At 71.4% G+C, this 24,163-nt stretch carries 19 protein-coding genes and 2 tRNA genes; 14 read left to right on the top strand and 7 right to left on the bottom strand.

The annotated features are described in order from the left end of the window. The first annotated feature begins 122 nt into the window (after window positions 1–122). The 6 genes from gltX to ACX80N_RS06580 all read left to right on the top strand — a co-directional run bounded on the left by gltX (window position 123) and on the right by ACX80N_RS06580 (window position 6,531). Window positions 123–1,631, top strand: coding sequence for a glutamate--tRNA ligase (gene gltX, locus ACX80N_RS06605; protein ID WP_459338746.1), 1,509 nt, complete (start codon window positions 123–125; stop codon window positions 1,629–1,631). A 45-nt stretch (window positions 1,632–1,676) separates the two neighbouring features. Beyond that, window positions 1,677–2,423, top strand: a complete 747-nt coding sequence (locus ACX80N_RS06600) for an HAD family hydrolase (RefSeq protein ID WP_459338745.1) — start codon at window positions 1,677–1,679, stop codon at window positions 2,421–2,423. 69 nt (window positions 2,424–2,492) lie between these two features. Then, window positions 2,493–2,564 (top strand) — tRNA-Gln (locus ACX80N_RS06595). Window positions 2,565–2,631: 67 nt separating this feature from the next. Next, window positions 2,632–2,707 (top strand) — tRNA-Glu (locus ACX80N_RS06590). A gap of 117 nt (window positions 2,708–2,824) precedes the next feature. After that, on the top strand, window positions 2,825–4,630 hold the full coding sequence (locus ACX80N_RS06585) for a dynamin family protein (protein WP_459338744.1): 1,806 nt from the start codon (window positions 2,825–2,827) through the stop codon (window positions 4,628–4,630). Beyond that, window positions 4,627–6,531: a GTPase gene (locus ACX80N_RS06580; RefSeq protein ID WP_459338743.1), complete on the top strand. Its 1,905-nt coding sequence runs from the start codon at window positions 4,627–4,629 to the stop codon at window positions 6,529–6,531. The genes ACX80N_RS06585 and ACX80N_RS06580 overlap by 4 nt, the downstream gene beginning before the upstream one ends. Before the next feature lie 148 nt (window positions 6,532–6,679). Here the strand turns inward: ACX80N_RS06580 and ACX80N_RS06575 are convergent, their stop codons facing one another. The 4 genes from ACX80N_RS06575 to ACX80N_RS06560 form a co-directional block, all read right to left on the bottom strand. After that, window positions 6,680–7,000: an MBL fold metallo-hydrolase gene (locus ACX80N_RS06575; protein ID WP_459338742.1), complete on the bottom strand. Its 321-nt coding sequence runs from the start codon at window positions 6,998–7,000 to the stop codon at window positions 6,680–6,682. Window positions 7,001–7,099: 99 nt separating this feature from the next. After that, a complete protein-coding gene (locus ACX80N_RS06570; protein ID WP_459338741.1) occupies window positions 7,100–7,327 on the bottom strand; it encodes an MBL fold metallo-hydrolase in 228 nt (75 codons plus the stop codon). A 72-nt stretch (window positions 7,328–7,399) separates the two neighbouring features. Beyond that, window positions 7,400–7,942 carry a DUF1697 domain-containing protein gene (locus ACX80N_RS06565; RefSeq protein WP_459338740.1) on the bottom strand — a complete coding sequence of 181 codons (543 nt, stop codon included), beginning with the start codon at window positions 7,940–7,942 and terminating at the stop codon, window positions 7,400–7,402. A gap of 1 nt (window position 7,943) precedes the next feature. Then, the gene (locus tag ACX80N_RS06560) at window positions 7,944–8,663 is read right to left on the bottom strand and encodes an IclR family transcriptional regulator (RefSeq protein ID WP_459338739.1); all 720 of its coding nucleotides are present in this window, start codon (window positions 8,661–8,663) and stop codon (window positions 7,944–7,946) included. A gap of 136 nt (window positions 8,664–8,799) precedes the next feature. On the opposite strand from ACX80N_RS06560, the gene leuC reads away from it, so the two are divergent. The 6 genes from leuC (at window position 8,800) to ACX80N_RS06530 (ending at window position 15,409) form a co-directional block, all read left to right on the top strand. Then, window positions 8,800–10,263 carry a 3-isopropylmalate dehydratase large subunit gene (gene leuC, locus ACX80N_RS06555; RefSeq protein WP_459338738.1) on the top strand — a complete coding sequence of 488 codons (1,464 nt, stop codon included), beginning with the start codon at window positions 8,800–8,802 and terminating at the stop codon, window positions 10,261–10,263. A 9-nt stretch (window positions 10,264–10,272) separates the two neighbouring features. Then, complete coding sequence (gene leuD / locus ACX80N_RS06550; protein ID WP_459338737.1) at window positions 10,273–10,872, top strand: 3-isopropylmalate dehydratase small subunit; 600 nt, start codon at window positions 10,273–10,275, stop codon at window positions 10,870–10,872. Window positions 10,873–11,081: 209 nt separating this feature from the next. After that, window positions 11,082–12,431 (top strand): UDP-N-acetylglucosamine 1-carboxyvinyltransferase, encoded by a 1,350-nt coding sequence (gene murA, locus ACX80N_RS06545; protein WP_105030885.1) that lies wholly within the window; start codon window positions 11,082–11,084, stop codon window positions 12,429–12,431. A 13-nt stretch (window positions 12,432–12,444) separates the two neighbouring features. Next, complete coding sequence (locus tag ACX80N_RS06540) at window positions 12,445–13,227, top strand: lysophospholipid acyltransferase family protein (protein WP_105030884.1); 783 nt, start codon at window positions 12,445–12,447, stop codon at window positions 13,225–13,227. Then, entirely contained in the window at window positions 13,224–14,270 is a 1,047-nt protein-coding gene (locus ACX80N_RS06535; RefSeq protein WP_459338736.1) for an NAD(P)H-dependent glycerol-3-phosphate dehydrogenase, read from the top strand. Before ACX80N_RS06540 ends, ACX80N_RS06535 begins: the two co-directional genes overlap by 4 nt. Then, window positions 14,267–15,409: a D-alanine--D-alanine ligase family protein gene (locus tag ACX80N_RS06530; protein ID WP_459338735.1), complete on the top strand. Its 1,143-nt coding sequence runs from the start codon at window positions 14,267–14,269 to the stop codon at window positions 15,407–15,409. Before ACX80N_RS06535 ends, ACX80N_RS06530 begins: the two co-directional genes overlap by 4 nt. A gap of 109 nt (window positions 15,410–15,518) precedes the next feature. On the opposite strand, the gene ACX80N_RS06525 is transcribed toward ACX80N_RS06530, so the two are convergent. Both ACX80N_RS06525 and ACX80N_RS06520 read right to left on the bottom strand, forming a co-directional pair. Next, window positions 15,519–16,577: a YeiH family protein gene (locus ACX80N_RS06525; protein ID WP_459338734.1), complete on the bottom strand. Its 1,059-nt coding sequence runs from the start codon at window positions 16,575–16,577 to the stop codon at window positions 15,519–15,521. 229 nt (window positions 16,578–16,806) lie between these two features. After that, window positions 16,807–20,343, bottom strand: a complete 3,537-nt coding sequence (locus ACX80N_RS06520) for a bifunctional proline dehydrogenase/L-glutamate gamma-semialdehyde dehydrogenase (protein WP_459338733.1) — start codon at window positions 20,341–20,343, stop codon at window positions 16,807–16,809. Window positions 20,344–20,492: 149 nt separating this feature from the next. On the opposite strand from ACX80N_RS06520, the gene ACX80N_RS06515 reads away from it, so the two are divergent. Further along, window positions 20,493–21,404, top strand: a complete 912-nt coding sequence (locus ACX80N_RS06515) for a LysR substrate-binding domain-containing protein (protein ID WP_459338732.1) — start codon at window positions 20,493–20,495, stop codon at window positions 21,402–21,404. Window positions 21,405–21,806: 402 nt separating this feature from the next. Then, entirely contained in the window at window positions 21,807–23,540 is a 1,734-nt protein-coding gene (locus ACX80N_RS06510; RefSeq protein WP_459338731.1) for an ABC-F family ATP-binding cassette domain-containing protein, read from the top strand. 135 nt (window positions 23,541–23,675) lie between these two features. Here the strand turns inward: ACX80N_RS06510 and ACX80N_RS06505 are convergent, their stop codons facing one another. Beyond that, window positions 23,676–23,906, bottom strand: a complete 231-nt coding sequence (locus tag ACX80N_RS06505) for a DUF3072 domain-containing protein (protein WP_105030877.1) — start codon at window positions 23,904–23,906, stop codon at window positions 23,676–23,678. Window positions 23,907–24,163 lie beyond the last annotated feature (257 nt).

Genomic DNA, 24,163 nt, shown 5'->3' with positions numbered 1-24,163 from the left:
CTCTCTCCCCCCCCCCCCCCCCCCCCCCCCCCCCCCCCCCCCCCCCCCCCCCCCCCCCCCCCCCCCCCCCCCCCCCCCCCCCCGCGGTCGGGCCGGGTGGTCCCACCTAGACTGGGAGCATCATGACTACTGCCGCTGAGATCCCCACCGTCACCGATGCCACGCCCGTCAGGGTCCGCTTCTGCCCGTCCCCGACGGGCACGCCCCACGTCGGGCTGATCCGGACCGCCCTGTTCAACTGGGCCTACGCACGCCACACCGGCGGGAAGCTCGTCTTCCGCATCGAGGACACCGACGCCGCCCGTGACAGCGAGGAGAGCTACCAGCAGCTGCTGGAGGCCATGCGGTGGCTCGGCATCGACTGGGACGAGGGCGTCGAGGTGGGTGGCCCCCACGTGCCGTACCGCCAGTCGCAGCGCGGCGAGCTCTACCAGGACGTGATCGCGCGGCTCGTGGAGGCCGGCCACCTCTACGAGTCCTTCTCCACGCCCGAGGAGGTGGAGGAACGGCACCGTGCCGCGGGCCGCGACCCCAAGCTGGGCTACGACAACCACGACCGCACGCTGACGGAGGAGCAGAAGGACGCCTTCCGCTCCACGGGCCGTCCCGCCGTCCTGCGGCTGCGCATGCCGGACGAGGACATCACCTTCACGGACCTCGTGCGCGGCGAGATCACCTTCCGCGCCGGCAGCGTCCCGGACTTCGCCGTCGTGCGGGCCAACGGCGCGCCCCTCTACACGCTCGTGAACCCCGTGGACGATGCCCTCATGGGCATCACGCACGTGCTGCGCGGCGAGGACCTGCTGTCCTCGACACCCCGGCAGGTGGCCCTCTACCGCGCGCTGATCGAGATCGGCGTGGCGAAGTACATGCCCCTGTTCGGCCATCTTCCCTACGTGATGGGCCAGGGAAACAAGAAGCTCTCCAAGCGGGACCCGGAGTCCAACCTCTTCCTGCACCGGGAGCGCGGTTTCATCCGCGAGGGGCTCCTCAACTACCTGTCCCTGCTGGGCTGGAGCCTGTCCGCGGACGAGGACATCTTCTCCGTCGAGCAGCTCGTCGAGAAGTTCGACGTGCGCGACGTCCTCGCGAATCCCGCACGGTTCGACCTCAAGAAGGCGGAGGCGATCAACGGGACGCATGTGCGGCTCCTGGATCCCGCCGAGTTCCGCAGCCGCCTGCTGCCGTACCTCGCCGCTGCCGGCATCATCGGGGGAGAGCCCACGGAGGAGGAGCTGCGCATCGTGGCCGAGGCGGCCCCGCTCATCCAGGAACGCATCACCCTGCTCGGCGAGGCGCCCGAGATGCTCGGTTTCCTGTTCAAGGCAGACGACGCCGTGGACATCGCCGACGACGCCCGCAAGGGCCTGCCGGAGAATCTCGGGGACGTGCTCGACGCGACGGTGGACGCCCTCGAGGGGGTGGAGGCCTGGGACGCGGAGTCGCTGCAGGCCGTTCTCCGGAGCGCACTCGTGGACACGCTCGGACTGAAGCCGCGCCTGGCGTTCGGGCCCGCCCGCACCGCCGTCTCCGGACGCAGGATCTCCCCGCCGCTCTTCGAGTCGATGGTGATCCTGGGCCGCGAATCCTCGCTGGCGCGCCTCCGGGCCCTGCGCGAGACGGCGGGCTGACCCGTGCCCGCTCCGGCCGGACCGCCAGCGCCGCGGGACGGGACCGTGGACGGCGTGCTGTTCGACATCGACGACACGCTCGTGGACCTCGAGCAGGCCATGGGGCACACCCTGCAGGCCATCCCCGATCCGGCCCTCAGCCATCTGGGCGACGACGACTGGGTGCGCTACAAGGCGCTGTACACGACCGACCCGCAGCGGCACTACGACCGCTTCCTAGCCGGTGAGCTCACGTTCGAGGAGCAGCGCGTGCACCGCGTGCGGCACGCGCGGGCCGGGTTCACCCCGGAGCCGTTCCTCGGGCGGGTGGCCGAGGCGTGGGTGCGGTCCTACGAGCAGATGCTCCCACAGCACTTCCGGGCCTACGAGGACGTCGTCCCGCTGCTCGACGCGCTCGATGCCCGTGGCGTCCCCTACGGTGCGGTGAGCAACAACGTGCACGACTACCAGCGGGCCAAGCTCGACAGGGCGGGACTCCAGCGCATCGCCGTCCTCGTCGGCATCGATACCGTAGGGGTGGCCAAGCCGGACCCCGCGATCTACCGGGAGGGTGCCCGGCTGATCGGCACGGCGCCGGAACGCACGCTGTACGTCGGGGACAACAGGCTGGTGGACGCCGAAGGGGCCTGCTCGGCCGGGCTGGTGGGTGTCTGGCTCGACCGCGCCGGACGCGGGGAAGGGCGCGGAACGGACTCAGGAACGACGACGGGCGTCCTCGCCGAGGGCGCGTCGGAGGTGCCGCGCATAGCGGGACTACCGGCCGTTTTGCAGTTCCTGCCTCCTGTCCGGTAAAGTTATTTCTCGGCGCGGAGCAGTTATGCGGCCGGAACCCAGCACCACCGGGTCTCCGAAAAGCGCCCTTGGGGTATGGTGTAATTGGCAACACACTGGTTTCTGGTACCAACATTCTAGGTTCGAGTCCTGGTACCCCAGCGCACTTCCGCCCTTACGGGCGGGATGGCAAAAGCAGTAGAAGAACAGTAGTAGGATGGAAAGTACTGGCCCCATCGTATAGCGGCCTAGTACGCTGCCCTCTCACGGCGGTAACGCGGGTTCGAATCCCGCTGGGGTCACCATCGGGAAGTCCCGGACATCACCACGATGTCCGGGGCTTCCTGCTTTAAGGCCTGATACGGCGTCTGCCTCCCGAGGCGGATCCCTGATGCGTCGGGAAGCACTGGCATGATGGGACCATGAGCCCATCCTCCTCCGCCGGCGACGCCCGCGGGCTTCCGCCGCTGCTGCGGGAGGTCAACAGCGCTCTCGAGAACCTCGCCTTCCCGCTGCAGCTCCCAGGCTCGGTCGATGCCCGTGCATCGAAGCAGGCGGCCCGCGAGCAGCTGAGCGACTACATCCTGCCGCGGCTCGCCAGCCTCGACGCGCCCCTCGTCGCCGTCGTCGGCGGGTCGACAGGTGCGGGCAAATCCACTCTCGTCAATGCCCTCGTGGGCAGGCCCGTCTCCGTCACGGGCGCCGTCCGGCCCACCACGCGCCAGCCGCTCCTGCTCCACCACCCGGACGATGCGCCCTGGTTCGACGACACCCGCGTGCTGCCCTCCCTCGGTCGTGTCCGGCTCGCGGGCGACGGCGGGACAGCGGCGGGCGTGGGATCGTCCGACGGGCTGCCGGCGCAGCAGCAGGAATCGGGTGGGGAAGCGGGCACGCTGCTCCTGCGTCCGACGGCGTCGCTGCCGTCCGGGCTGGCACTGCTGGACGCCCCCGACGTCGACTCGATCGCGGACGAGAACCGCCGGCTCGCCGGGCAGCTCCTGGCGGCCGCCGACCTCTGGCTCTTCGTGACCACGGCCAACCGCTACGCCGACGCCGTGCCCTGGAAGCTGCTGGCCGAGGCAGGGCGACGCGACGTGCTCGTGGCGATCGTGCTCGACCGGGTGCCGCACGGCATCGAGGAGGAGATCAGGGGAGACCTGCTGACGCTGCTGTCAGCGGAGAACCTCGGGCATGCCCCCATCTTCGTCATCCCCGAACTGCCGCTGGGCGCCGCGCGGATGCTGCCCCCGGACGCCGTCGAGCCCATCGCCCGGTGGCTGCAGGCCCTCGCCGCGGACGCCGACGGGCGGCGCGACATCGCGCGACGGACGGTGCAGGGGGCGATGCGGGCACTCGCGGACCGCGTCGACGGGATCGCCGAGGCCGCGAGCCGCGAGCAGGCCGTCGGGGATGGGTTGCGTGCAGCAGCGGACAATGCCTATCGCGAAGCGCTGGCCACCGTCATGGCGTCGACGGAGGACGGCACGCTGCTGCGGGGCGAGGTCCTCGCACGCTGGCAGGACTTCGTGGGGACGGGGGAGTTCATGCGGGGGCTCGAATCGAGGATCGGCCGGGCACGGGACCGCGTCAGCGCCTTCTTCACCGGGAAGCCGGCGCCCGCCGCCACCGTGGCCGATGCCATCGGCAGCGGCCTGCAGACCGTCATCGTGGAACAGGCCGCCCGCGCTGACGAGTCGACGCGGCGCCGGTGGCGTGGCGACACGGCAGGAAGCGTGCTGCTGCAGGGGCTCGATCCGTGGCGTGCCGACGAGGTGTCCGCCGAGGTGGCGCGGGAGGTCCGTGCCTGGCAGGAGGACCTCCTGCGGCTCGTCCAGGCCGAGGGCGCCGACAAGCGGTTCACGGCCCGCATGCTCTCCTTCGGTGTAAACGGCATCGCCGTCGCGCTGATGGTGGTGGTCTTCGCCTCCACCGGTGGGCTGACCGGCGGTGAGATCGGCATCGCCGGCGCCTCCGCCATCGCGGGGCAGAAACTGCTCGAGGCGGTCTTCGGCGACGACGCAGTCCGGCGCCTCACCGCCATGGCCCGCTCCGACCTCGCAAAGCGCGTGGAGGCCCTGCTGCAGCGGCAGCGGGCACCCTTCGAACGCCTCCTCGACCCGCTGGCCCGGCAGACGCCGGCGGAGACCCTGCGCGTCCTGGCCAGCCGGCTCCGCACCGCACTGCCCGCGGGACACGCCGCGGCGGACGTCCACGGGGACGACGCGTGAGCGGACACCGCGGAGCGACGGCGGAGCTCCCGCTCGCCGAATCCCTCACCGACGCCCTCGGGCACCTGCAGGAGGCGCACGAGCTCGGGACGGACCGCCTACCCCAGGACGAGATCGCGCGGCTGCACGCCATGCTGGACCGCGCGGGCAGCCGCCGGTCGCTGTCCGCCGACCACACGGTGGTCGGGGTCTTCGGACCCACCGGCAGCGGGAAGTCCTCCCTCGTGAACGCCCTCAGCGGTACGGACGCCGCCCGCGTGGCTGCGAGGCGTCCCACGACCTCCGAGCCCCTCGCGCTCGTCTGGGGCCGTCAGGGGAGCGGTGAGCTGCTCGACTGGCTCGGCGTGCGCCAGCGGGTGGAACTGCCCGACGGGGCGGTTCTCGCGCGGCCAGTCGGAGGTGTCGCAGGTGTCCACCCTGGAGGACATGCCGGAGGGGGTGGGGGTATCGGACGCGCCGCCCTCGGCGATAGCGCCGGCGGGGCGCCGGACGCCGAGCCCTCCGCGGAGGTCCGTGCCGACCCGACGCCGCGACGGCGTGGTCTGCTGCGCTGGTGGCGCCGCGGCGCGTCGTCGGTGCCTTCCGACCCCACGATGACGCCATGTCCCACCCGGTCCTCCACCGCCGGGACCGATGCCACCGGATCCGGGTCCGCAGGCCCTGATGCAGCGGGACTGATCCTCCTCGATCTGCCGGACTTCGATTCGACGGCCCTGGCCCACCGTGAGGTCGTGGAGCGGATGGCGGGGCAGGTCGACGTCCTGCTCTGGGTGGTCGACCCCCAGAAGTACGCCGACGCCGCCCTCCACCACGGCTTCCTGCGCAACCTCGGCACGCACGAGGCCGTGACACTGGTGGCCCTCAATCAGGCGGACCGCCTGGACCCGCAGGACCTGGGCGCGGTCACGGCCTCGCTCGGCGGCATCCTCGCGGACGAAGGACTGCAGGGCGTCGCCGTCGTCCCGGTCTCCGCACGGACGGGCCAGGGCGTGGACGCCCTGGCGGCGGCGATCAGGGACCTCGCCGAGAGCCGGGCCGCTGCCACCCGGAGGATGGCAGCGGATGCTGCCCGGGCGGCGAGCGACCTTCTCCCGTTCACGGCGGAGAACCCCTCCGCCGGCCCGTCGGAGGAGGCCCGGACGGCCCTGGCCGAGGGCCTCGGATCGGCGGCGGGTGTGCGGGTGGTGGTCGACGCCGTCCGCACCTCCTACCGCCGCGACGCACACGCCGTCACGGGCTGGCCCGTCACACGGTGGCTCGGGAGGTTCCGTCCGGACCCGCTGCGGCGGCTGAACCTGCGGCGGCAGGACGTGATGCCCGAGGTGCGCCGCTCGTCGCTGCCCCTCAGCCAGCCCGCGCACCGGTCCAAGGTGGACCAGGCGCTGCGCGTCTTCGGGGACGCGGCAGCCGTCGGGGTCACGGAGCCCTGGCACACCTCCATCCGTGATGCCGCCCGCAGCACTGCCGGAGAGCTGACGGACGCGCTCGACTCCGTCGTGACGGGCACCGATCTGGAGACCGGCCGTCGTGCATGGTGGGGGGTCTTCGGCCTCCTCCAGTGGATCGCCTTCGCGGCGCTCGTCGCAGGACTGGCCTGGCTCGCGGTCCTCGCGGTCCTCGGGTTCCTCCAACTGCCCGCGATTGACGTCCCGCGGGTCGAGGGCTTCCCCGTACCGACCCTGCTCATCCTCACAGGAGTGGCCGCCGGGATCCTGCTCGGCGTCGTGGCGGCGCTCCTCGCCCGCTGGGGAGCAGCCCGGCGGGCTGCACGCGTACGCCGCCGCCTCCTCGCCGCCTGCTCGCAGGTGGCGGAGACCGTGGTGCTGGGTCCGGTGACGGACGAGGTGGATCGGTGCAACCGGTTCCGCGCCGCGGTCCTCCGGGCGGCGGGGCGGGCCTGAGCGCGCTGAGTCGGCGGACCTGCGCCGGCGCGCCGGGGGGGGGGGTGGGAGCCCCGCGCCCGGGAACCGGGTCCGGGCGTACGGCCTGCTCGCGGGACGTTCGGGCGTGACCGCGGGCCGACGCGGAGGGTCCGTAGCGGGCGGCTGGTCAGCCGGCCTGCGCCGGAACCCGGGCCACCGGACTGTGGCCGGAGCAGATCCACTCCACCGAGTGCGTGCGGATGCGCTCGTCCAGCAGCCGGACGGTGCTCGCCGCGGTAGGGCCGTCGTCGATCAGGATCCGGGGGAAGTGGCTCACGCTGCCGTCGGCGCCCACCCTGACCGCATCGCCCGTGAACAGCACGCCGCGCCACTGGTAGGCGTAGTGGCCCGGCGTGTGGCCCGGCGTGGGGAAGTACGCGAGACCCGGGAAGATCTCGCCCGAGCCGCTGAGTTCCCGTGTGCCGGTGGGGAGCTGCACACGCGCCACCCGGAGCAGCATCCTCCGGAACAGGGTTTACGGCTCGAGGACGCCGCGCAGCGTGTCGGCGTCGGCGGCCCCGAGCCACACCGTGGCGCCCAGGGCCTCCTAGAGGCGCCGGGCCGCCTGCGCGTGGTCGACGTCGTAGTGGGTGAGGACGATGTCCGTGATCGGACCCGTTGTGTCCTCGTTCGCCCGGAGCTCGGCGATCACGCCGTCGAACCCGGAGGACATGCCCGGGTCCACCACTGCCGCGTGACCGGCGCCCGCCACCACGAACCCGTGCGAGCCCCTCTGGTGCTCGAGCTGGTGGCAATCCTGGGCGATGAGGCGCATGGTGTCCTTCGGCTGGTCGTGAGGGCTAGCCCGAACACTACCAAGCAGGGTGCAGCGGCCGGAGGTCGTCGCTCACCCCAGGAGGCGCAGCACCCTGTCCACGGTGTTGACGTTCCGTGTGGTCGACGTCGCCGCGTAGCGCGCCCGGGCGAGCAGCCGGGCGAGCGGGACGTCGGTGGACCGCCCCTTGGGGGAGAACCACCCGATCGCGGTGCCGCCGGCCAGCACCGTGGGGTGCAGCCCATGAGCGTCCTCGAGGAACGCCGCGAGCTCGTCGGTGCCCGTGAAGAACGTGACGTAGGTGTGGACGGCCTGCCCGTCGGCCCCCGCGTCGTCCGGCGTCGGGACCGAAGCGGCGATCGCGGCGAGGCCGGCATGGTCGACGACGACCACCCGAGCCGCGTAGCCGAAGCGCGCCGTCAGGGCTTCCTCGACGCGGCTCCGGAGCCCGGGGGCGTCGAGGGCGGACGAGCAGACCGCGTTGCCGCTGGCGAGGACCGTCGCGACGCCGCTCACGGGGAGGTCCGCGAGCAGGGCGCGGAGCTCGGCCATGCGGACCGTCACGCCGCCGACGTTGACCCCGCGCAGGAGAACGGCGTACCGGGTGGATGCCATGTCAGTCCGAGGACGCACTGACGGCGAGCGTGAGCTGGCGCGCCGCGTCTGCGACGACCTCTGCGTGGATGCGCCCCGGCTGCCGCGTGAGGCGTTCCATGGGACCGGAGATCGACACGGCGGCGATCACCCGCCCGGACGGACCCCGCACGGGAGCGGAGACCGACGCCACGCCGGCCTCGCGCTCGCCGAGGCTCTGGGCCCACCCGCGTCGTCGCACGCCCGCGAGCACGGTCGGCGTGAACCGGGCCTGCTGCAGTCCCTTGAGCAGCCGGTCGTGGTCCTCCCACGCGAGCAGGCACTGCGCGGCCGATCCGGCCTTCATGGACAGCTGCGTTCCCACCGGGATGGTGTCCCGCAGCCCGACGGGCCGTTCGGCCGACGCGACGCAGACGCGCCAGTCACCCTGCCGCCGGAACAGCTGGGCGCTCTCACCGGTCGCGTCACGCAGGCCGAGCAGCACGGGTCCCGCAGCGGCGATGAGGCGGTCCTCGCCGGCCGCCGAGGCGAGCTCCACGAGCCGGCTGCCGAGGACGAACCGCCCCTGGATGTCCCGCCCCACCAGGCGGTGGTGCGCGAGGGCGAGGGCGAGACGATGGACCGTGGGGCGCGCAAGGCCCGTCGAGGCCACCAGCTGGGCGAGCGTGGTGGGGCCGGCCTCGAGGGCGTCGAGCACGAGTGCGGCCTTGTCGATGACTCCGACGCCGCTAGAATTGTCCATAGGATGATATTGCCGTCTCACCATCTGAGACGCAACCTCCCGGGCTGGCCCTCGCCGCCCGGCGCTGGTTGAGTGGAACCATTGGTCGGGCCGCCCTACCGGGTCCGGTTCGTCGGAGAAGAGAAGGACGGTCGACATGGGCAAGACACTGGCAGAGAAGGTCTGGGATGCGCACGTGGTCCGCAAGGGCGACGTGGTGGGCGCGGAAGCCCAGCCGGACCTCCTCTACATCGATCTGCACCTGATCCACGAGGTCACCTCGCCGCAGGCGTTCGAAGGCCTCCGCCTCGCAGGCAGGCCGCTGCGCCGTCCCGACCTGACGATCGCCACCGAGGACCACAACACGCCGACGCTGGACATCGACAAGCCGATCGCCGACCTCACCAGTCGCACGCAGATCGAGACCCTGCGCGCGAACTGCCGGGAGTTCGGCGTCCGCCTGCACTCGCTCGGTGACGCCGAGCAGGGCATCGTCCATGTCGTCGGACCCCAGCTCGGGCTCACCCAGCCCGGCCTGACCGTCGTGTGCGGCGACTCCCACACCTCCACGCACGGGGCGTTCGGAGCACTCGCCATCGGGATCGGCACCTCGGAGGTGGAGCACGTCATGGCCACCCAGACGCTCTCGCTGAAGCCGTTCCGCACCATGGGCATCACCGTCGAGGGCACCCTGAAGCCCGGCGTCACCTCGAAGGACATCATCCTCGCCGTCATCGCCAAGATCGGCACGGGCGGCGGCCAGGGCTACGTGCTCGAGTACCGCGGGTCCGCCATCCGGGCGCTGTCGATGGAAGCCCGCATGACCATCTGCAACATGTCCATCGAGGCCGGCGCGCGCGCAGGCATGGTGGCCCCGGACGAGACGACCTTCGACTACCTCAAGGGCCGCCCGCACGCACCGGAGGGTGCGGACTGGGACGCCGCCGTCGCCGACTGGCGGGAACTGCGCACCGACGACGACGCCGTCTTCGACGCCGAGGTCTTCCTCGACGCGAACGAGCTCGAACCCTTCGTCACCTGGGGCACCAACCCCGGCCAGGGTGTCTCCCTGTCGCAGTCTGTCCCTTCGCCCGACGACTTCGCCGACGAGAACGACAAGGCCGCCTGCAACCGGGCGCTGGACTACATGGACCTGGCGCCGGGCACCCCGATGAAGGAGATCAGGGTGGACACCGTCTTCCTCGGCTCCTGCACCAACAGCCGCATCGAGGACCTCCGGATCGCCGCCGACATCATCAGGGGCCGCCAGAAGGACCCGGCCGTGCGCATGATGGTGGTCCCCGGCTCCGCGCGCGTCCGCCTGCAGGCTGAGGCGGAGGGCCTGGACCGGATCTTCAAGGACTTCGGCGCCGAGTGGCGCTTCGCCGGCTGCTCCATGTGCCTGGGCATGAATCCGGACCAGCTGGCGCCGGGGGAGCGGTGCGCGTCGACGTCCAACCGGAACTTCGAGGGTCGCCAGGGCAAGGGCGGGCGGACGCACCTCGTCTCGCCCGTCGTCGCGGCTGCCACCGCGGTGCGCGGTACCCTCAGTTCGCCGTCGGACCTGTCGCCGCTGCCGGCGACCGGCGCCCACGCCGCGTCCACCGTCCCTGCAGCCTAGGAGCCCGCCATGGAGAAGATCACCACGCACACCGGCATCGGGGTGCCGCTGCGCCAGAGCAACATCGACACGGACCAGATCATCCCCGCCGTCTACCTCAAGCGCATCACGCGGACGGGCTTCGAGGACGCGCTCTTCGCCGGCTGGCGCAAGGAGCAGGACTTCATCCTCAACCGCGAGCCCTTCTCCCGCGGCACGGTGCTCGTCGCCGGGCCCGACTTCGGCACCGGCTCGTCCCGTGAGCACGCGGTGTGGGCACTGAAGGACTACGGTTTCAAGGCCGTGCTGTCCTCCCGCTTCGCGGACATCTTCCGCGGCAACTCCGGCAAGCAGGGACTGGTCGCCGCGCAGGTCGCCCAGGACGACATCGAGCTCATCTGGAAGATCCTCGAGAACGAGCCGGGCGCCACAGTGACCGTGGACCTCGTCTCGCGCAGCGTGCAGTGCGGTCCGGTGAGCGCGCCGTTCCAGCTCGACGACTACACGCGCTGGCGCCTGCTAGAAGGTCTGGACGACATCGGCCTGACCCTCCGCCAGGAGGAGCACGTCACCGCCTTCGAGGCCCGCCGGCCCTCCTGGAAGCCGACCACGCTCCCGGCGCGCACCTGAGCAGGCAGGAGAGGGCGCGGCGGACTGTCGCGCGCGTCACATGCCGTTCGGGTACCCGGGAGGAATGACGACGCACCCGTGCAGGTTCTCCTGAGAACAGGGAGTACACCACGTACCCTTGTATTTCTGTCTGCACCGCGGTGCTCCTATGCTTGGTACGAGCAATTGCGAGTCCGTGGGGGTTCAACGTACGAGGAAAATAGGTATTCATGGGTAGCGTTCTGACCATCCGCGGCGGCATCCCGCTGACCGGCAAAGTATCCGTCCGCGGTGCGAAGAACCTGGTCCCCAAGGCTATGGTCGCCTCCCTGCTGGGCAACACGCCGTCGGTCCTGCGCAACGTCCCCGAGATCAAGGACGTCGAGGTGGTCACGAGCCTCCTGCAGCTGCACGGCGTCACGGTGACGAAGGACCCGGTCACCGGCGACCTCACGATGGACCCGGTCAACGCCAAGATGGCCCGCTCGAAGGACATCGACGCGCACGCCGGGGACTCCCGCATCCCGATCCTCTTCTGCGGCCCCCTCATGCACAGCATCGGCGAGGCCTTCATCCCAGACCTCGGCGGCTGCAAGATCGGCGACCGCCCGATCGACTACCACCTCGAGGTGCTCCGGAACTTCGGCGCCGTCGTCGACAAGCGACCGGGCGGCATCTCCATCTCCGCCCCCAAGGGCCTCCACGGTGCGAAGCTCACCCTGCCGTACCCCAGCGTGGGCGCGACCGAGCAGGTGCTCCTGACCGCCATCCGCGCCGAGGGCATCACGGAGCTCTCCGGAGCCGCCGTCGAGCCCGAGATCATGGATCTCATCGCCGTGCTGCAGAAGATGGGCGCCATCATCACGGTGCAGACGGACCGCGTCATCCGCATCGAGGGCGTCAGCGAGCTCACCGGCTACAACCACAAGGCCATCTCCGACCGCAACGAGACGGCGTCGTGGGCGTCCGCCGCGCTGGTCACCCAGGGGAACATCTACGTCGAGGGCGCCCGTCAGCTCGACCTCACCGCCTTCCTCAACACCTACCGGAAGATCGGCGGTGCCTTCGATGTCGACGACGAGGGCATCCGCTTCTACCACCCCGGCGGCCCTCTGAAGCCGCTCGTGCTCGAGACGGACGTCCACCCCGGATTCATGACCGACTGGCAGCAGCCGCTCGTCGTCGCCCTGACGCAGGCCTCCGGCGTGTCGATCGTGCACGAGACCGTCTACGAGAACCGCTTCGGCTTCACCGAGGCACTCATCCGCATGGGCGCCAACATCCAGCTGCACCGCGAATGCCTCGGCAGCGTCCCGTGCCGCTTCGGCCAGCGCAACTTCCAGCACTCGGCCGTCATCTCCGGGCCCACGCAGCTCCGCGGCGCGGACATCGACATCCCCGACCTGCGCGGCGGGTTCAGCCACCTCATCGCGGCCCTCGCGGCCGACGGCGTCTCCCGCGTCACGGGGATCGAGCTCATCAACCGCGGCTACGAGCGTTTCCAGGAGAAGCTCGAGGGTCTCGGCGCCGACTTCGACATCACGGAGGACGCCCCGGTTCCTGCCGTGGTCTTCTCCTAGGCGGTCCGGGCACATGGGGGAGTCACGGGGCTCACGGGCCATGTTCACGTTCCTCGCCTCCTGGGTGAGGCCGCTCATGAACGCGCTCATGGCCAAGGAATGGCACGGGCAGGAGAAACTGCCGCGCGGGACGGGCATGATCGTGTGCCCGAACCACGTCACGGAGATCGACCCCGTCGTGGTGGCGCACTTCCTGTACAACCAGGGCGTGATGCCGCACTTCCTCGCCAAGGCGTCCCTGTTCGAGGTGCCGGTGATCGGGTCCATCCTGCGCGTCATCAAGCAGGTCCCCGTGGAGCGCAGCTCGGCCGGGGCGAACCGCTCGCTCGAAGCGGCGCGCGAGGCCCTCGCCGACGGCGGCGGGATCATCATCTACCCCGAGGGCACGCTCACGAGGGACCCGGACATGTGGCCCATGAAGGGCCGGACGGGAGCCGCGCGCCTGGCGCTCCAGACGGGGGCGCCGGTGGTGCCGATAGCGCACTGGGGCGCCCATGAGGTCTTCCCGCGCTACGCCAAGCGCTTCCACCTCTTCCCGCGCAAGCGCTCCCGCGTGCTCGTCGGCGATCCCGTGGACCTGTCGGACTTCCGGGACGCCCCCCTGACCAGGACCACGCTCGACGCCGCGACCGACCGCATCATCGATGCCATCACCGCCCTGCTGGCGGAGTTGAGGGGCGAGGAGCCCCCCACGGAGCGGTGGGACCCGGCGCAGAAGCAGCAGAAGCGGACCGGCCGGAACTTCCAGGCCGACGACGGTAACCCGGACGGTCCGTCGGACGGGGTTCCCTCGTGACCGTCACGGTGACCCGGAGCGCGCCCCCGGGAAAGATCGCCGTGCTCGGCTCCGGCAGCTGGGGGACGACGTTCGCGAAGGTTCTCGCCGATGCCGCGGACGGCACGACCGTCATGCTCTGGTCGCGCCGCCCCGAAGTGGCCGAGGAGATCACCACGGACCACCGGAACTCGCGCTATCTCGGGGATACGCAGCTGCCGCCCAACGTCTCCGCCTCCGCCGACGTCGGAGCGGTCCTCAGGGGGAGCGAGCTCGTGGTCCTCGCCGTGCCCGCCCAGACCCTCCGGGCGCAGCTGCCCGCCTGGCGCCCGCTCATCCCGGCGTCCGCCGTCGTCGTGTCCCTCATGAAGGGCCTCGAGGTCGGCACCGACGCACGCATGAGCGAGGTGATCGCGGAGGAGCTCGCACTGCCGGCGGAGCGGATCGCCGTGCTGTCCGGGCCCAACCTGGCCATGGAGATCGCTCGCGAGGAGCCCACGGCATCTGTGGTCGCGTGCCCCGACCATGACACCGCCGCGTGGATCGCTGCGGCATGCACGGCCTCCTACTTCCGGCCGTACACCTCTACCGACGTGATCGGTGTGGAGATCGGCGGGATCGTCAAGAACGTGATCGCCCTCGCCGTCGGCATCTGCGAGGGACGCCGCATGGGCGACAACACCAAGGCATCCGTCATCACGCGCGGGCTCGCAGAGACGACGCGCCTGGCCGTGGCGCTCGGAGGCAGAGCCGAGACGCTGGCCGGACTCGCGGGCATGGGCGACCTCATCGCCACGTGCTCCTCGGCGCTCTCGCGCAACCACACCGCGGGCCACCTCCTGGGCCAGGGCCTCACCCTCGACCAGGTCACGGTGCGCATGAACCAGACCGCGGAGGGCATCAAGTCCGCGCAGGCCGTCCTCGATTCCGCCACGAAACTCGGCGTCGACATGCCGATCACCGAGAGTGTGGTGGCCGTCCTGCAGGGACGCCTGTCCGTCAACGACCTCGGGCCGCGCCTGCTGGCCCGCCACCTCAAGCCGGAAGGCGATTCCGCTCCGTGACCACCGACACCCCCGTCTCCTCCCGCAAGCCGCGTGTCCTCGTGCTCTTCGGGGGCCGCTCGAGCGAGCACGCCGTCAGCTGCGTGACCGCGGCAGGCGTCCTCGAGGCCATCGACAGGACCCGGTACGACGTGGTGCCCGTGGGGATCACGAAGTCCGGCCGGTGGTCGCTCGTCTCGGCGGACCCGTCCGCGTGGTCGCTGCGCTCCGACGTCCTGCCCGAGGTCACCGCGACGGAGCAGGCCGTGGTCATGGGCTCGGCCGCCGGGAACGGGTCCGGCCAGGAACTGCTCGTCGCCGCGCCCGGGTCCGTGCCCGAGAGCCTCGGCGGCGTCGACGTCGTCCTGCCGCTCCTTCACGGGCCGTTCGGTGAGGACGGCACGCTCCAGGGCATGCTGGAGATGGCCGACATGCGCTACGTGGGCGCCGGCGTCCTGGCATCCGCCGTCGGCATGGACAAGCACTACATGAAGGTGGTCTTCGCCGCCGCCGGGCTCGAGGTGGGTCCGTACGAGGTGGTCACCGACCGCCAGTGGCGCACCGACGACGAGGCCTGCCTGGCCCGCGCCGGGCGTCTCGGATTCCCCCTGTTCGTCAAGCCGGCCCGCGCCGGGTCCTCGATGGGCATCAGCCGCGTCGCGGACGCCTCCGGACTCCGTGCCGCAGTGGAGGCCGCCCGGGTCTTCGACCCGAAGGTGGTCATCGAGGCGGGCATCGAGGGCCGCGAGATCGAGGTGGCGGTCCTGCAGGGACGCGGCCTCCAGGCACCGCGCACGTCGCTGCCGGGGGAGATCGCCGTGCAACCCGGGGAGCACGCCTTTTACGACTTCGAGGCCAAGTACGTGGACGGCGCCGCCGCCGAGCTCTCCTGCCCCGCGGACCTGCCACCGGACGTGCTCGACCGCGTGCAGGTGCTCGCGGGCGAGGCCTTCGAGGCGATCGGGGCCGAGGGACTCTCGCGCGTCGACTTCTTCTACACGCCGTCGGGGGCGCTCGTGATCAACGAGATCAACACCATGCCCGGCTTCACACCCATCAGCATGTACCCGCAGATGTGGGCCAAGTCCGGCCTCGGCTACACCGAGCTGATCGACGAGCTGATCGGACTCGCGCTGGACCGCGGGACCGGCCTGCGCTGATCCCGCGTCTGCCGGGCCTGTCGTTCGTGCCTCCGGGTGCAGCGACCCGGCGCGCGTGATCGGGGACGCCGACTGATCAGTGGGAAGCGGTCCGGCGGAGGAGCCGCTGTCAGGCCAGCAGGAGTACGCCGGCGAGCGACATCCCCGCCAGGAGAGCGGTCGAGGCGGCACCGACGACGGCGAAGCGTCCGCCCGTGCGTGCCAGGCGGCGTAGGTCGATGCCTGCCCCGAGCCCGAACATGCCGGCGGCCAGGAGGACGGTGGTGGCCGTACGGCTTCCCTCGAGTACCGGCGCCGGCAGGAACCCGAGCGAGCGGATGACGACCATGCCGAGGAACCCCAGGACGAACAGCGGCACCAGGGGAGGGCGGGTGACCGGGCGCGGGAGGCCCGGGGCGGCGGTCGAGGGAGAGCGGCTCAGCGAGGCCGCTGCCCGCCGCCGCTCGCCGAGGGATGCCACGGCCGCGACCGGTGCGAGCATCAGGACCCGGCCGAGCTTGACCACGGTCGCGACGGCGAGCGCGGTGGCCCCGGCGGTGCCGGCGACCGCCACGACCTGCGCCACCTCGTGGACCGCCAGTCCCGCCCACATGCCGAAGTGGTCCTCGCGCAGCCCGAGCACGCCCCCGAGCACGGGGAGCACGACGATCATGAGGGAGCCGTAGAGGGTGACCATGGCGACGGCGCTCGCGGTCTCGTCGTCGTCGGCGTCCACGACGCCCTGGAGGCCGGCGACGGCGGAAGCGCCGCAGATCGAGAAGCCGGCGGCCATGAGTGTTGCACCGGCACGCGTGAGTCCCAGCCGCATACCCAGGTGGAGCGTCCCGACGTAGCTCAGCACCACGCACGCGATGATGAGCCCGAGGACCGGAAGGCCGAGCGCCACGATGTCGGGCAGGGCGAGCTGCAGGCCCAGGAGGACGACGCCGGCCCGCAGGAGTCTCTTGGTACCGGCCGTCACACCGGGCCGCAGTGCGGGTGTGTACCCGCCGGAATTGCCGAGGAGGATTCCCAGCACGAGGGCGATCACGAGGGGACCGAGGACGGACTGCACCGATCCGAGGAGGACGGCGACGGCCACCCCGACCGCGACCACGGCCAGTCCGGGTGCCAGTGACCGGGCACGCATCCCAGGCTGGGCGGTGCGACCGGACGGTGCTGGGGGCATGGTGGATCGCTTCCGGGGTGGGCAGGCGAAGGGGAGGTTGCTTCCGGTCATTGTTTCACGGGAGGAGGCGCAGGACGCGCTTCCCTCTCCACCTGCAGTGCGCCGCCGCCTCGTCGGGTCGGCGAGCCGCCCGGTGTGTCGCCACGGGGGCGGGCCGCCGCGCCGGCTGTGCGTGCTCGACAGCGATGAGCACTGCACGGCCGGCGGGCGGCCCGGGTGGGAGGTGCCGCTAGATCAGGCCGTCGGTCAGGGCGTTGGGCGTACCGAAGCGGTGGGCCGTGACGCTGATGGCCTGCTCCTGCAGGAACGGCAGCAGCTCGATCCGCCCGGACTCGGTGACGGGCTGAGCGTGGACCGCGAGGTCGGGCCGCCCTCCGGTCACGGCGGCGAGGGCTGATGCCCCCTCGCCGATGAGCCGCACACGGCGGATCTCAAGGGTCGCCGCCCGGGCCAGCCAGGCGGCGTCGTCCTCGGTGGTGAGGCTCTCGACCAGCCCGGTCACGGCGGACCGCAGCGCCGCTGGGAGCTCGACGGCGGACGAGACGGTGACGGGCGACCCGGCCGCCGCCGCGGCGAGCAGGACACGGACGAGATCCACCACGGGAGCACCTTCCGCCAGCCGCACCGTCACGGGGTGGGGCAGGTAGCGGAAGAGGTTGCGCTCGGCGGCGAGAGCCGACACGTCGCGGAGCTGGCCGAACTCGCTGCTCCATGCTGCGGCGTCCGAAGCGGCCGCGCGGGTGAGGCGGGCGACGTCGGTGTCGGGCAGGCCAGCGGAGCGGGCCGCGGACAGCAGGGGCGCGACGACGGGCAGGGGAGCGCCCTGCGCCTCCGACGACCGGGGGGACCACGACCCGAGTCCCACCAGATAGTTGGGGCCGCCTGCCTTCGTGCCGGCACCGACGGCGGACTTCTTCCAGCCGCCGAAGGGCTGACGCTGGACGATGGCCCCGGTGATGCCCCTGTTGATGTAGAGGTTGCCGGCCTGCACGCCGTCGATCCAGGTGGCGATCTCCTGCGGGTCGAGCGAGTGGATGCCGGAGGTGAGGCCGTAGTCGATGTCGTTCTGCAGCGCGATGGCCTCCTCGAGGGTCGCGGCGGTCATGACCCCGAGGATCGGCCCGAAGTACTCCGTGAGGTGGTAGGTCGACTCCCGCTTCACACCGGTGCGGATCCCCGGGCTCCACAGGCGTCCCGAGTCGTCGAGCCGCTGCGGCTCCAGTGCCCAGGACTCACCCTCGCCGAGCGTGGTCAGGCCGTCGAGCAGCTTGCCCGCCGCGGGCTCGATCACGGGCCCCATCTGCGTGGTGGGGTCCGCCGGGTAGCCCACGGACAGCGAGCCGACGGCGTCGAGGAGCTGGTTGCGGAAGCGCTGCGACGTCGCGACGCTGCCCACGAGGATCACCAGGGACGCCGCCGAGCACTTCTGGCCGGCATGACCGAACGCGGACTGCGCCACGTCCCGTGCGGCCAGGTCCAGGTCCGCGCTCGGGGTGACGATGATGGCGTTCTTGCCGGAGGTCTCCGCGAGCAGCGGCAGGTCCGTGCGGAAGGACCGGAACAGCTCTGCCGTCTCGTAGCCGCCGGTGAGGATCACGCGGTCAACCCGCGGGTCGGAGATGAGCTGACGCCCGAGGTCGCCCTCCTCGACCTGCACGAGGTGCAGGACCTCGCGCGGCACGCCCGCGGCCCACAGTGCCTCGATCATGACGGAGCCGGACCGGCGCGCCTGCGAGGCGGGCTTGATGATCACCGAGGATCCGGCCGCGAGGGCTGCCAGGGTGGAGCCCGCGGGGATCGCGACCGGGAAGTTCCACGGCGGCGTCACGACGGTGAGGCGGACGGGAGAGAACACGGCGCCGTCGACGTCGTCGAGCTCGCGGGCGCGCTCGGCGTAGTAGTGGGCGAAGTCCACGGCCTCGGAGATCTCCGGATCGGCCTGGTCCAGCGTCTTGCCCGTCTCGGCGGCCATGACCTCCATGAGTTCGGCCCTGTGCGCCTCCAGGGCGTCGCCGGCGCGGTGCAGGATCACGGCGCGCTCGGCTCCGCTGAGGGAGCCCCAGGCGCCGGAAGCGGCGACGGCGCCGGCGATGGTCTCCTCGAGGTCCTCGGCGCGGGTGAGCGTCGTGGCGGCGACGACGTCGTTGCCCACCTCGGAGGTGGCGACGCGGTCGAGGATCGCACGGCCCCACGCCCGGTTGGCCGGGAGGGATGGATCGGTGTCGGGCGTGTTCGTGAAACCGGTACCCGGGTGCGGCCGGGCGGGGACCGCGCGGTCCTGCCGGCGGTTGGGTGCCGGGATCGAGGTGTCCAGCGCCGCCAGGGAGGCGAGGAAGCGGTTCTTCTCGCGGTCGAAGAGCGCCTCGTTGTCGGAGAGCTCGAAGACGGCGGACATGAAGTTGTCCTGGCTCGCGCCCTCCTCGAGGCGGCGGATCAGGTACGCGATGGCGACGTCGAACTCGCTCGGGTGCACCACCGGCGTGTAGAGGAGCAGGGACCCGACATCGCGCCGGACGGCCTCCGCCTGGCCCTGGGCCATGCCGAGGAGCATCTCGAACTCGATGCCGTGGCGGACGCCGCGCTCGCCGGCGAGCAGCCAGGCGAAGGCGAGGTCGAACAGGTTGTGCCCGGCGACGCCGACGCGCACGTTCTCGATGCGCCCGGGCTGCAGGGCGTAGTCGAGCACGCGCTTGTAGTGCGTGTCCGAGTCCTGCTTGGTGCCCCAGGTGGCGAGCGGCCAGTCGTGGAGCGAGGCCTCGACCTGCTCCATGGGCAGGTTGGCACCCTTGACCACGCGCACCTTGATGCCTGCGCCGCCGGCGGCGCGGCGGGCCGCAGCCCACTCCTGCAGCCGGATCATGGCGGCCAGGGAATCGGGGAGGTAGGCCTGCAGGACGATACCGGCCTCCAGGTCCCTGAACTCGGGCCGGCCCAGGATCTCCATGAAGACCGCGATGGTCAGATCGAGGTCCTTGTACTCCTCCATGTCCAGGTTGATGAACTTCCGCTTCTCCGACCGGGCAGCGAGCGCGTACAGGGGAGCGAGCTTCTCGGCGACGTGCTCCACGGCCTCCTCGAAGGCCCAGGCCGGGTGCGGGGCGACCGTGGAGGACACCTTAATGGAGACGTAGTCGACGTCGGGGCGCTCGAGGAGCCGCACGGTGCCGGCCAGGCGGCGCTCGGCCTCGGAATCGCCGAGGACCGCCTCACCGAGGAGGTTGACGTTCAGGCGGATCCCTTCGCGCCTGATGCGCCCGATGGACCGTCCTAGCTTGGCGTCGGACGCGTCGATGATGAGGTGCCCCACCATCTCGCGCAGCACGCGACGGGCGACGGGGATGACCACCTGCGGCAGGACGGGGGCGACGGCGGCACCCACCTTCACGGCGGAGCGCATGTACCAGGGGAGGAAGGCGGGCACCTTCGGGGCGAGGGCGCGGAGGTTGCGGGCGGCCACCGAGAGATCCTCGGGGCGGATGACGCCGTCGACGAAGCCGACCGTGAAGGCCAGCCCGTTCGGATCCTTCAGGACGCCGGCGAGCTGCTTCGCCGAGGAATCGACCGGTACCTTCGACGCCTCGGTGAGCCAGTGGCGCACCAGGGCGATCGACTGCTCCGGCAGCGTTGCCGGGATATCCGTGGTGCCGCCGGGACCGGCGGAGAACTGGGGGGAGGCGACGTCGGCGACCGGGGTGGTGGTCACTGACGCATCGCGGGGTGCCGGGGTGGTGGCGATGCCCTCGAAGGGCGGGAGCTGGGTTGTCATGGCGACGGCTTTCGGTCGGGCGTCTTCCGCCGGGCACAGCGGAAGGTGATTCCTGCTCAGTATCGGCGCCATCGTACGATTAGGAAAAGCGATGATTACTGAACGGTACTCATCAGGAAAACCGATCTGACTCTGCAACGGGAGGCGCCGTGCTCGACCTGCGCAGACTGCGCCTGCTCCGCGAACTCAAGATCCGGGGCACACTCGCCGACGTCGCTGCCGCACTGAGCTACAGTCCGTCCTCCGTCTCGCAGCAGCTCGCCCTGCTGGAGAAGGAGGTGGGCGTGGAACTGCTGCGCAGGACGGGACGCCGCGTGGTCCTCACCGCTCAGGCCGAGGTGCTCGTCGCCCACACCACGGAACTGCTCGAGACGCTCGACCGCGCGGAGGCGGACCTCGCGGCGTCACTCACCACGGTCTCGGGCACCGTCCGCGTGGCGGTCTTCCAGTCGGCCGCGCTGGCGCTCATGCCCGGAGCCCTCACCGCCATGACGCGCGACTACCCGGACGTCCGCGTGGAGATGGTGCAGCGGGAACCGGAGACAGCACTGTGGGAGACGTTCGCCCGCGACTTCGACCTGGTGATCGCCGAGCAGTACCCCGGACACGCCGCTCCCCGCCACCCGGAACTGGACCATGTGCCCCTCACCGAGGACGCGATCCGGCTCGCCGTCCCGCTCCGGGGCCACGACCACGCGGACATCACCACGGTCCCGGAGGCCGCTGCCGCAGCGTGGGTCATGGAACCCAGGGGAGCGGCATCCCGCCACTGGGCCGAACAGGCGTGCCGGCGGGCCGGGTTCGAGCCGGACGTCCGCTACGAGACCGCCGACCTCCAGGCGCAGATCCGGCTCATCGAGTCGGGCAACGCCGTCGCGCTCATGCCGGACCTCGTCTGGACCGGACGCAGTGTCCCCGTGCAGCTCCTGGACCTCGACGACGTCCCGCGGCGCTCCATCTTCACGTCGGCGCGGCGCGCGGGTGCGCAGCGCCCCGCCGTCCTGGCCGTCCGCGAGGTCCTCGGACGGGCGGCCGCGGAGGTGCGGCGTCCACCGTCGTAAACCGGCGGCGCACCACGGCCCTGATTCCACGTCCCGCCGCCATGCCGGGGAGGGCGCCTGCCCGACGCGTCTCCGACCGGAGGGGGAAGGTTGCAGGGCGGCCTGAGCCGCCCTGCAACCCCCGTCAAGACTCATCCCGCCGGCTGCTTGACACGATGGGCCTTTCCTCAAGTCGACAGCAGGCCGCAGGAACATTCAATCGCCGGGTAGGCAGAAGCGGTTTCCACCAAGGTGTGCCTCTGCACCCGCGGGTCGCCCGTGGAGCGACGCCGCATCGCCTCGTCGCCCTTGTGTCCGCCGGGCGCGCTCTGTCTATAGTTGTCCCGTGCTCAGCTGATCCTTCTCCCGCTCCTGCGTCGGTGGCCGATGCCCGGCAGGTGTCCGATCGAGCCGAGGTTCCCCATGACCGCCTCTCCTTCTCCCCGCTCCGCAGCGCACCTGCGCGTCGACGGCGTCTCGAAAGCCTTCGGTGCCCGGCGGGTCCTGAGCGACGTGTCCTTCACGGTCGCGGCGGACCGCACCGGCGTGATCGGCGACAACGGGTCCGGCAAGACCACCCTGCTGCGCATCATCGCGGGCCTGCTGGAATCCGACGGTGGAACAGTGTCCGCCACGATCCCCGGGGGTGGACCGCCGCGGATCGGACTCCTGCACCAGGAACCGCCCTTCCGAGCCGGGTCGACGATCACGGAGGCCCTGGAGTCGGCCGTCGCCCCGATCCGCGCTGCGGCGGCAGCCGTCGCCATCGCCGGCCAGGCCCTGGCGGACACTCCCGGGGAGGAAGCGGCGTCGGCGCGCTTCGCGTCCGCCCTCGAGACCGCCGAGCGCGTGGGTGCGTGGGACGTCGACGCCCGCATCGCCGCGATGCTGTCGGGTCTCGGCCTGGCCGACCTGCCAGGGTCGCGACGCACACGGCACCTCTCCGGCGGGCAGCGCTCCCGCCTGTCCCTGGTCTGGCTGCTGCTCAGCGCGCCCGATGTCCTCCTGCTGGACGAGCCGACGAACCACCTCGACGACGACGCGGCCGAATACCTGCGCGGGCTCCTCTCCGCATGGGCCGGTCCGGTCCTGATCGCGAGCCACGATCGTGCGTTCCTCGACGACGTGGTCACATCACTGGTGGACCTGGACCCGGCCCCTCTACCGCAGGCGACCGCCGGCGCCCTGATCGGGGACGGGGAGGGGGCCGGCATCGGGGTCACACGCTTCACGGGCAGCTACACGGACTACCTCTACGCCCGGCTGGAGGCACGCGAGCGCTGGGAACACCAGTACCGCGAGGAACAGGCCCGCCTCCGGCGGCTGCGCGCCGCCGCCCCGGACCACTACGTCGTGGGACACGAACACTGGACGCCGCGCTCGGAGGTGCGGGGAGCCGCGAAGTTCTACGCCGACCGCAATGCGAGGACGGTCTCCCGGCGGGTCAACGACGCCGCAGCCCGTCTCGAACGGCTCGAGGAACGGCAGATCCGCACGCCGCCCCGCGAAATGCGTTTCCAGGGACTCACGGCCGCAGGCGCACCCTCGGGCATCGGCGGGGATCGCACGGGCCCGGTGCTGACCGTCACCGACGCCGCCGTCGACGGCCGACTGCATCCCACGTCACTGGTCGTCGGGCCCGGGGAGAAATGGCTGATCACAGGGCCCAACGGCTCCGGGAAGTCGACACTCCTGCACCTCCTCGCCGGAGAGCTCGCGGCGACGTCGGGCTCGGTCACACGGGCAGCCGCGCTCAGCATCGGTCTCCTCGCCCAGGACGTCGATCTCGCGGACCCGGGACACCGGGGTCCGGACCGCACCGCTCGCCAGGCCTACGAGGACCTCGTGGGACCCGAGCGTGCGGACCTCGTGCCCCTGCACACCTTCGGCCTCCTCGCACCACGGGACGAGGGACGGCCGGTCCGGGTCCTCAGCGTCGGTCAGCAACGCCGCCTCGCCCTTGCCGTGATCCTCGCCGGCCCTCCCGATCTCCTGTTGCTCGATGAACCGACCAATCACCTGTCCCTGCTCCTGGCGACACGATTGGAAGCCGCGATACCCCACTACCCCGGCGCCGTCGTCGTGGCCTCCCACGACCGGTGGCTCCGGCGCACCTGGCAGGGACGCCACCTGGACCTGTCGACGGGACTGCCGTGACGGTTCGGTGCCTACGACGGTGTCGGCCGGCTCACCGGCCCCGAAGGCCGATCCCACTGTCCGATGCGGATCACCGGGAACCGTCGACCAGTCCCGGTGACACGCACCGGACAGTGGGACCGGAGCGACACAGGATCAGGAATCATCGCTGAGTCGCTTGCTCTTGCCCTGGAGACGGTCGATGTGCTCGGACGCCTCGGCCTTGTTGATGTCCGCCGGGATCTCCTCGCCGGCCTCGCGCGCGAGCGTGTCGAGGTAGCTGCGCTGTGCGGCGGTCATCGGCTCGTCACCCGTGACCCAGTCGGACGGATCCCGTTCGAATCCACCCTCGGGCTCGGAGTTCGGGCTTCCCAGTGTGTCTGCCATGTGAGTTCCTGTTCGTCGTAGCCGGCTGAAGTCATCAGTGTACTTACTGTCACCGACACCCTCGCCGGGGTTCGTGATCAGCACCGATGGGCCCCGTCACGGGCTCCTGATCGGTCCGTTCCAGGGGCAGGACGGATTCGGCCGTGTACCGCATCGGGCGTGGGTGCCCCTCGTGCAACGGGTTTCCGGACCGGGCGTCCGCTTCCCTTCGATTACTAAGGGTGCTTACCGTAGGGGGACGGGGAAGCCACGGACGC

The organism is Arthrobacter sp. MDT2-16 (assembly GCF_054510925.1).
This window is presented reverse-complemented; position numbering and strand designations above follow the sequence as displayed.

Excerpts from the sequence above, each read along its gene's own strand:
- gltX (WP_459338746.1), top strand. The coding sequence starts at position 123 with ATGACTACTGCCGCTGAGATCCCCACCGTCACCGATGCCACGCCCGTC.
- ACX80N_RS06585 (WP_459338744.1), top strand. The coding sequence starts at position 2,825 with ATGAGCCCATCCTCCTCCGCCGGCGACGCCCGCGGGCTTCCGCCGCTG.
- ACX80N_RS06570 (WP_459338741.1), bottom strand. The coding sequence starts at position 7,327 with ATGCGCCTCATCGCCCAGGATTGCCACCAGCTCGAGCACCAGAGGGGC.
- ACX80N_RS06565 (WP_459338740.1), bottom strand. The coding sequence starts at position 7,942 with ATGGCATCCACCCGGTACGCCGTTCTCCTGCGCGGGGTCAACGTCGGC.
- ACX80N_RS06560 (WP_459338739.1), bottom strand. The coding sequence starts at position 8,663 with ATGGACAATTCTAGCGGCGTCGGAGTCATCGACAAGGCCGCACTCGTG.
- leuC (WP_459338738.1), top strand. The coding sequence starts at position 8,800 with ATGGGCAAGACACTGGCAGAGAAGGTCTGGGATGCGCACGTGGTCCGC.
- leuD (WP_459338737.1), top strand. The coding sequence starts at position 10,273 with ATGGAGAAGATCACCACGCACACCGGCATCGGGGTGCCGCTGCGCCAG.
- murA (WP_105030885.1), top strand. The coding sequence starts at position 11,082 with ATGGGTAGCGTTCTGACCATCCGCGGCGGCATCCCGCTGACCGGCAAA.
- ACX80N_RS06540 (WP_105030884.1), top strand. The coding sequence starts at position 12,445 with ATGGGGGAGTCACGGGGCTCACGGGCCATGTTCACGTTCCTCGCCTCC.
- ACX80N_RS06525 (WP_459338734.1), bottom strand. The coding sequence starts at position 16,577 with ATGCCCCCAGCACCGTCCGGTCGCACCGCCCAGCCTGGGATGCGTGCC.
- ACX80N_RS06520 (WP_459338733.1), bottom strand. The coding sequence starts at position 20,343 with ATGACAACCCAGCTCCCGCCCTTCGAGGGCATCGCCACCACCCCGGCA.
- ACX80N_RS06510 (WP_459338731.1), top strand. The coding sequence starts at position 21,807 with ATGACCGCCTCTCCTTCTCCCCGCTCCGCAGCGCACCTGCGCGTCGAC.
- ACX80N_RS06505 (WP_105030877.1), bottom strand. The coding sequence starts at position 23,906 with ATGGCAGACACACTGGGAAGCCCGAACTCCGAGCCCGAGGGTGGATTC.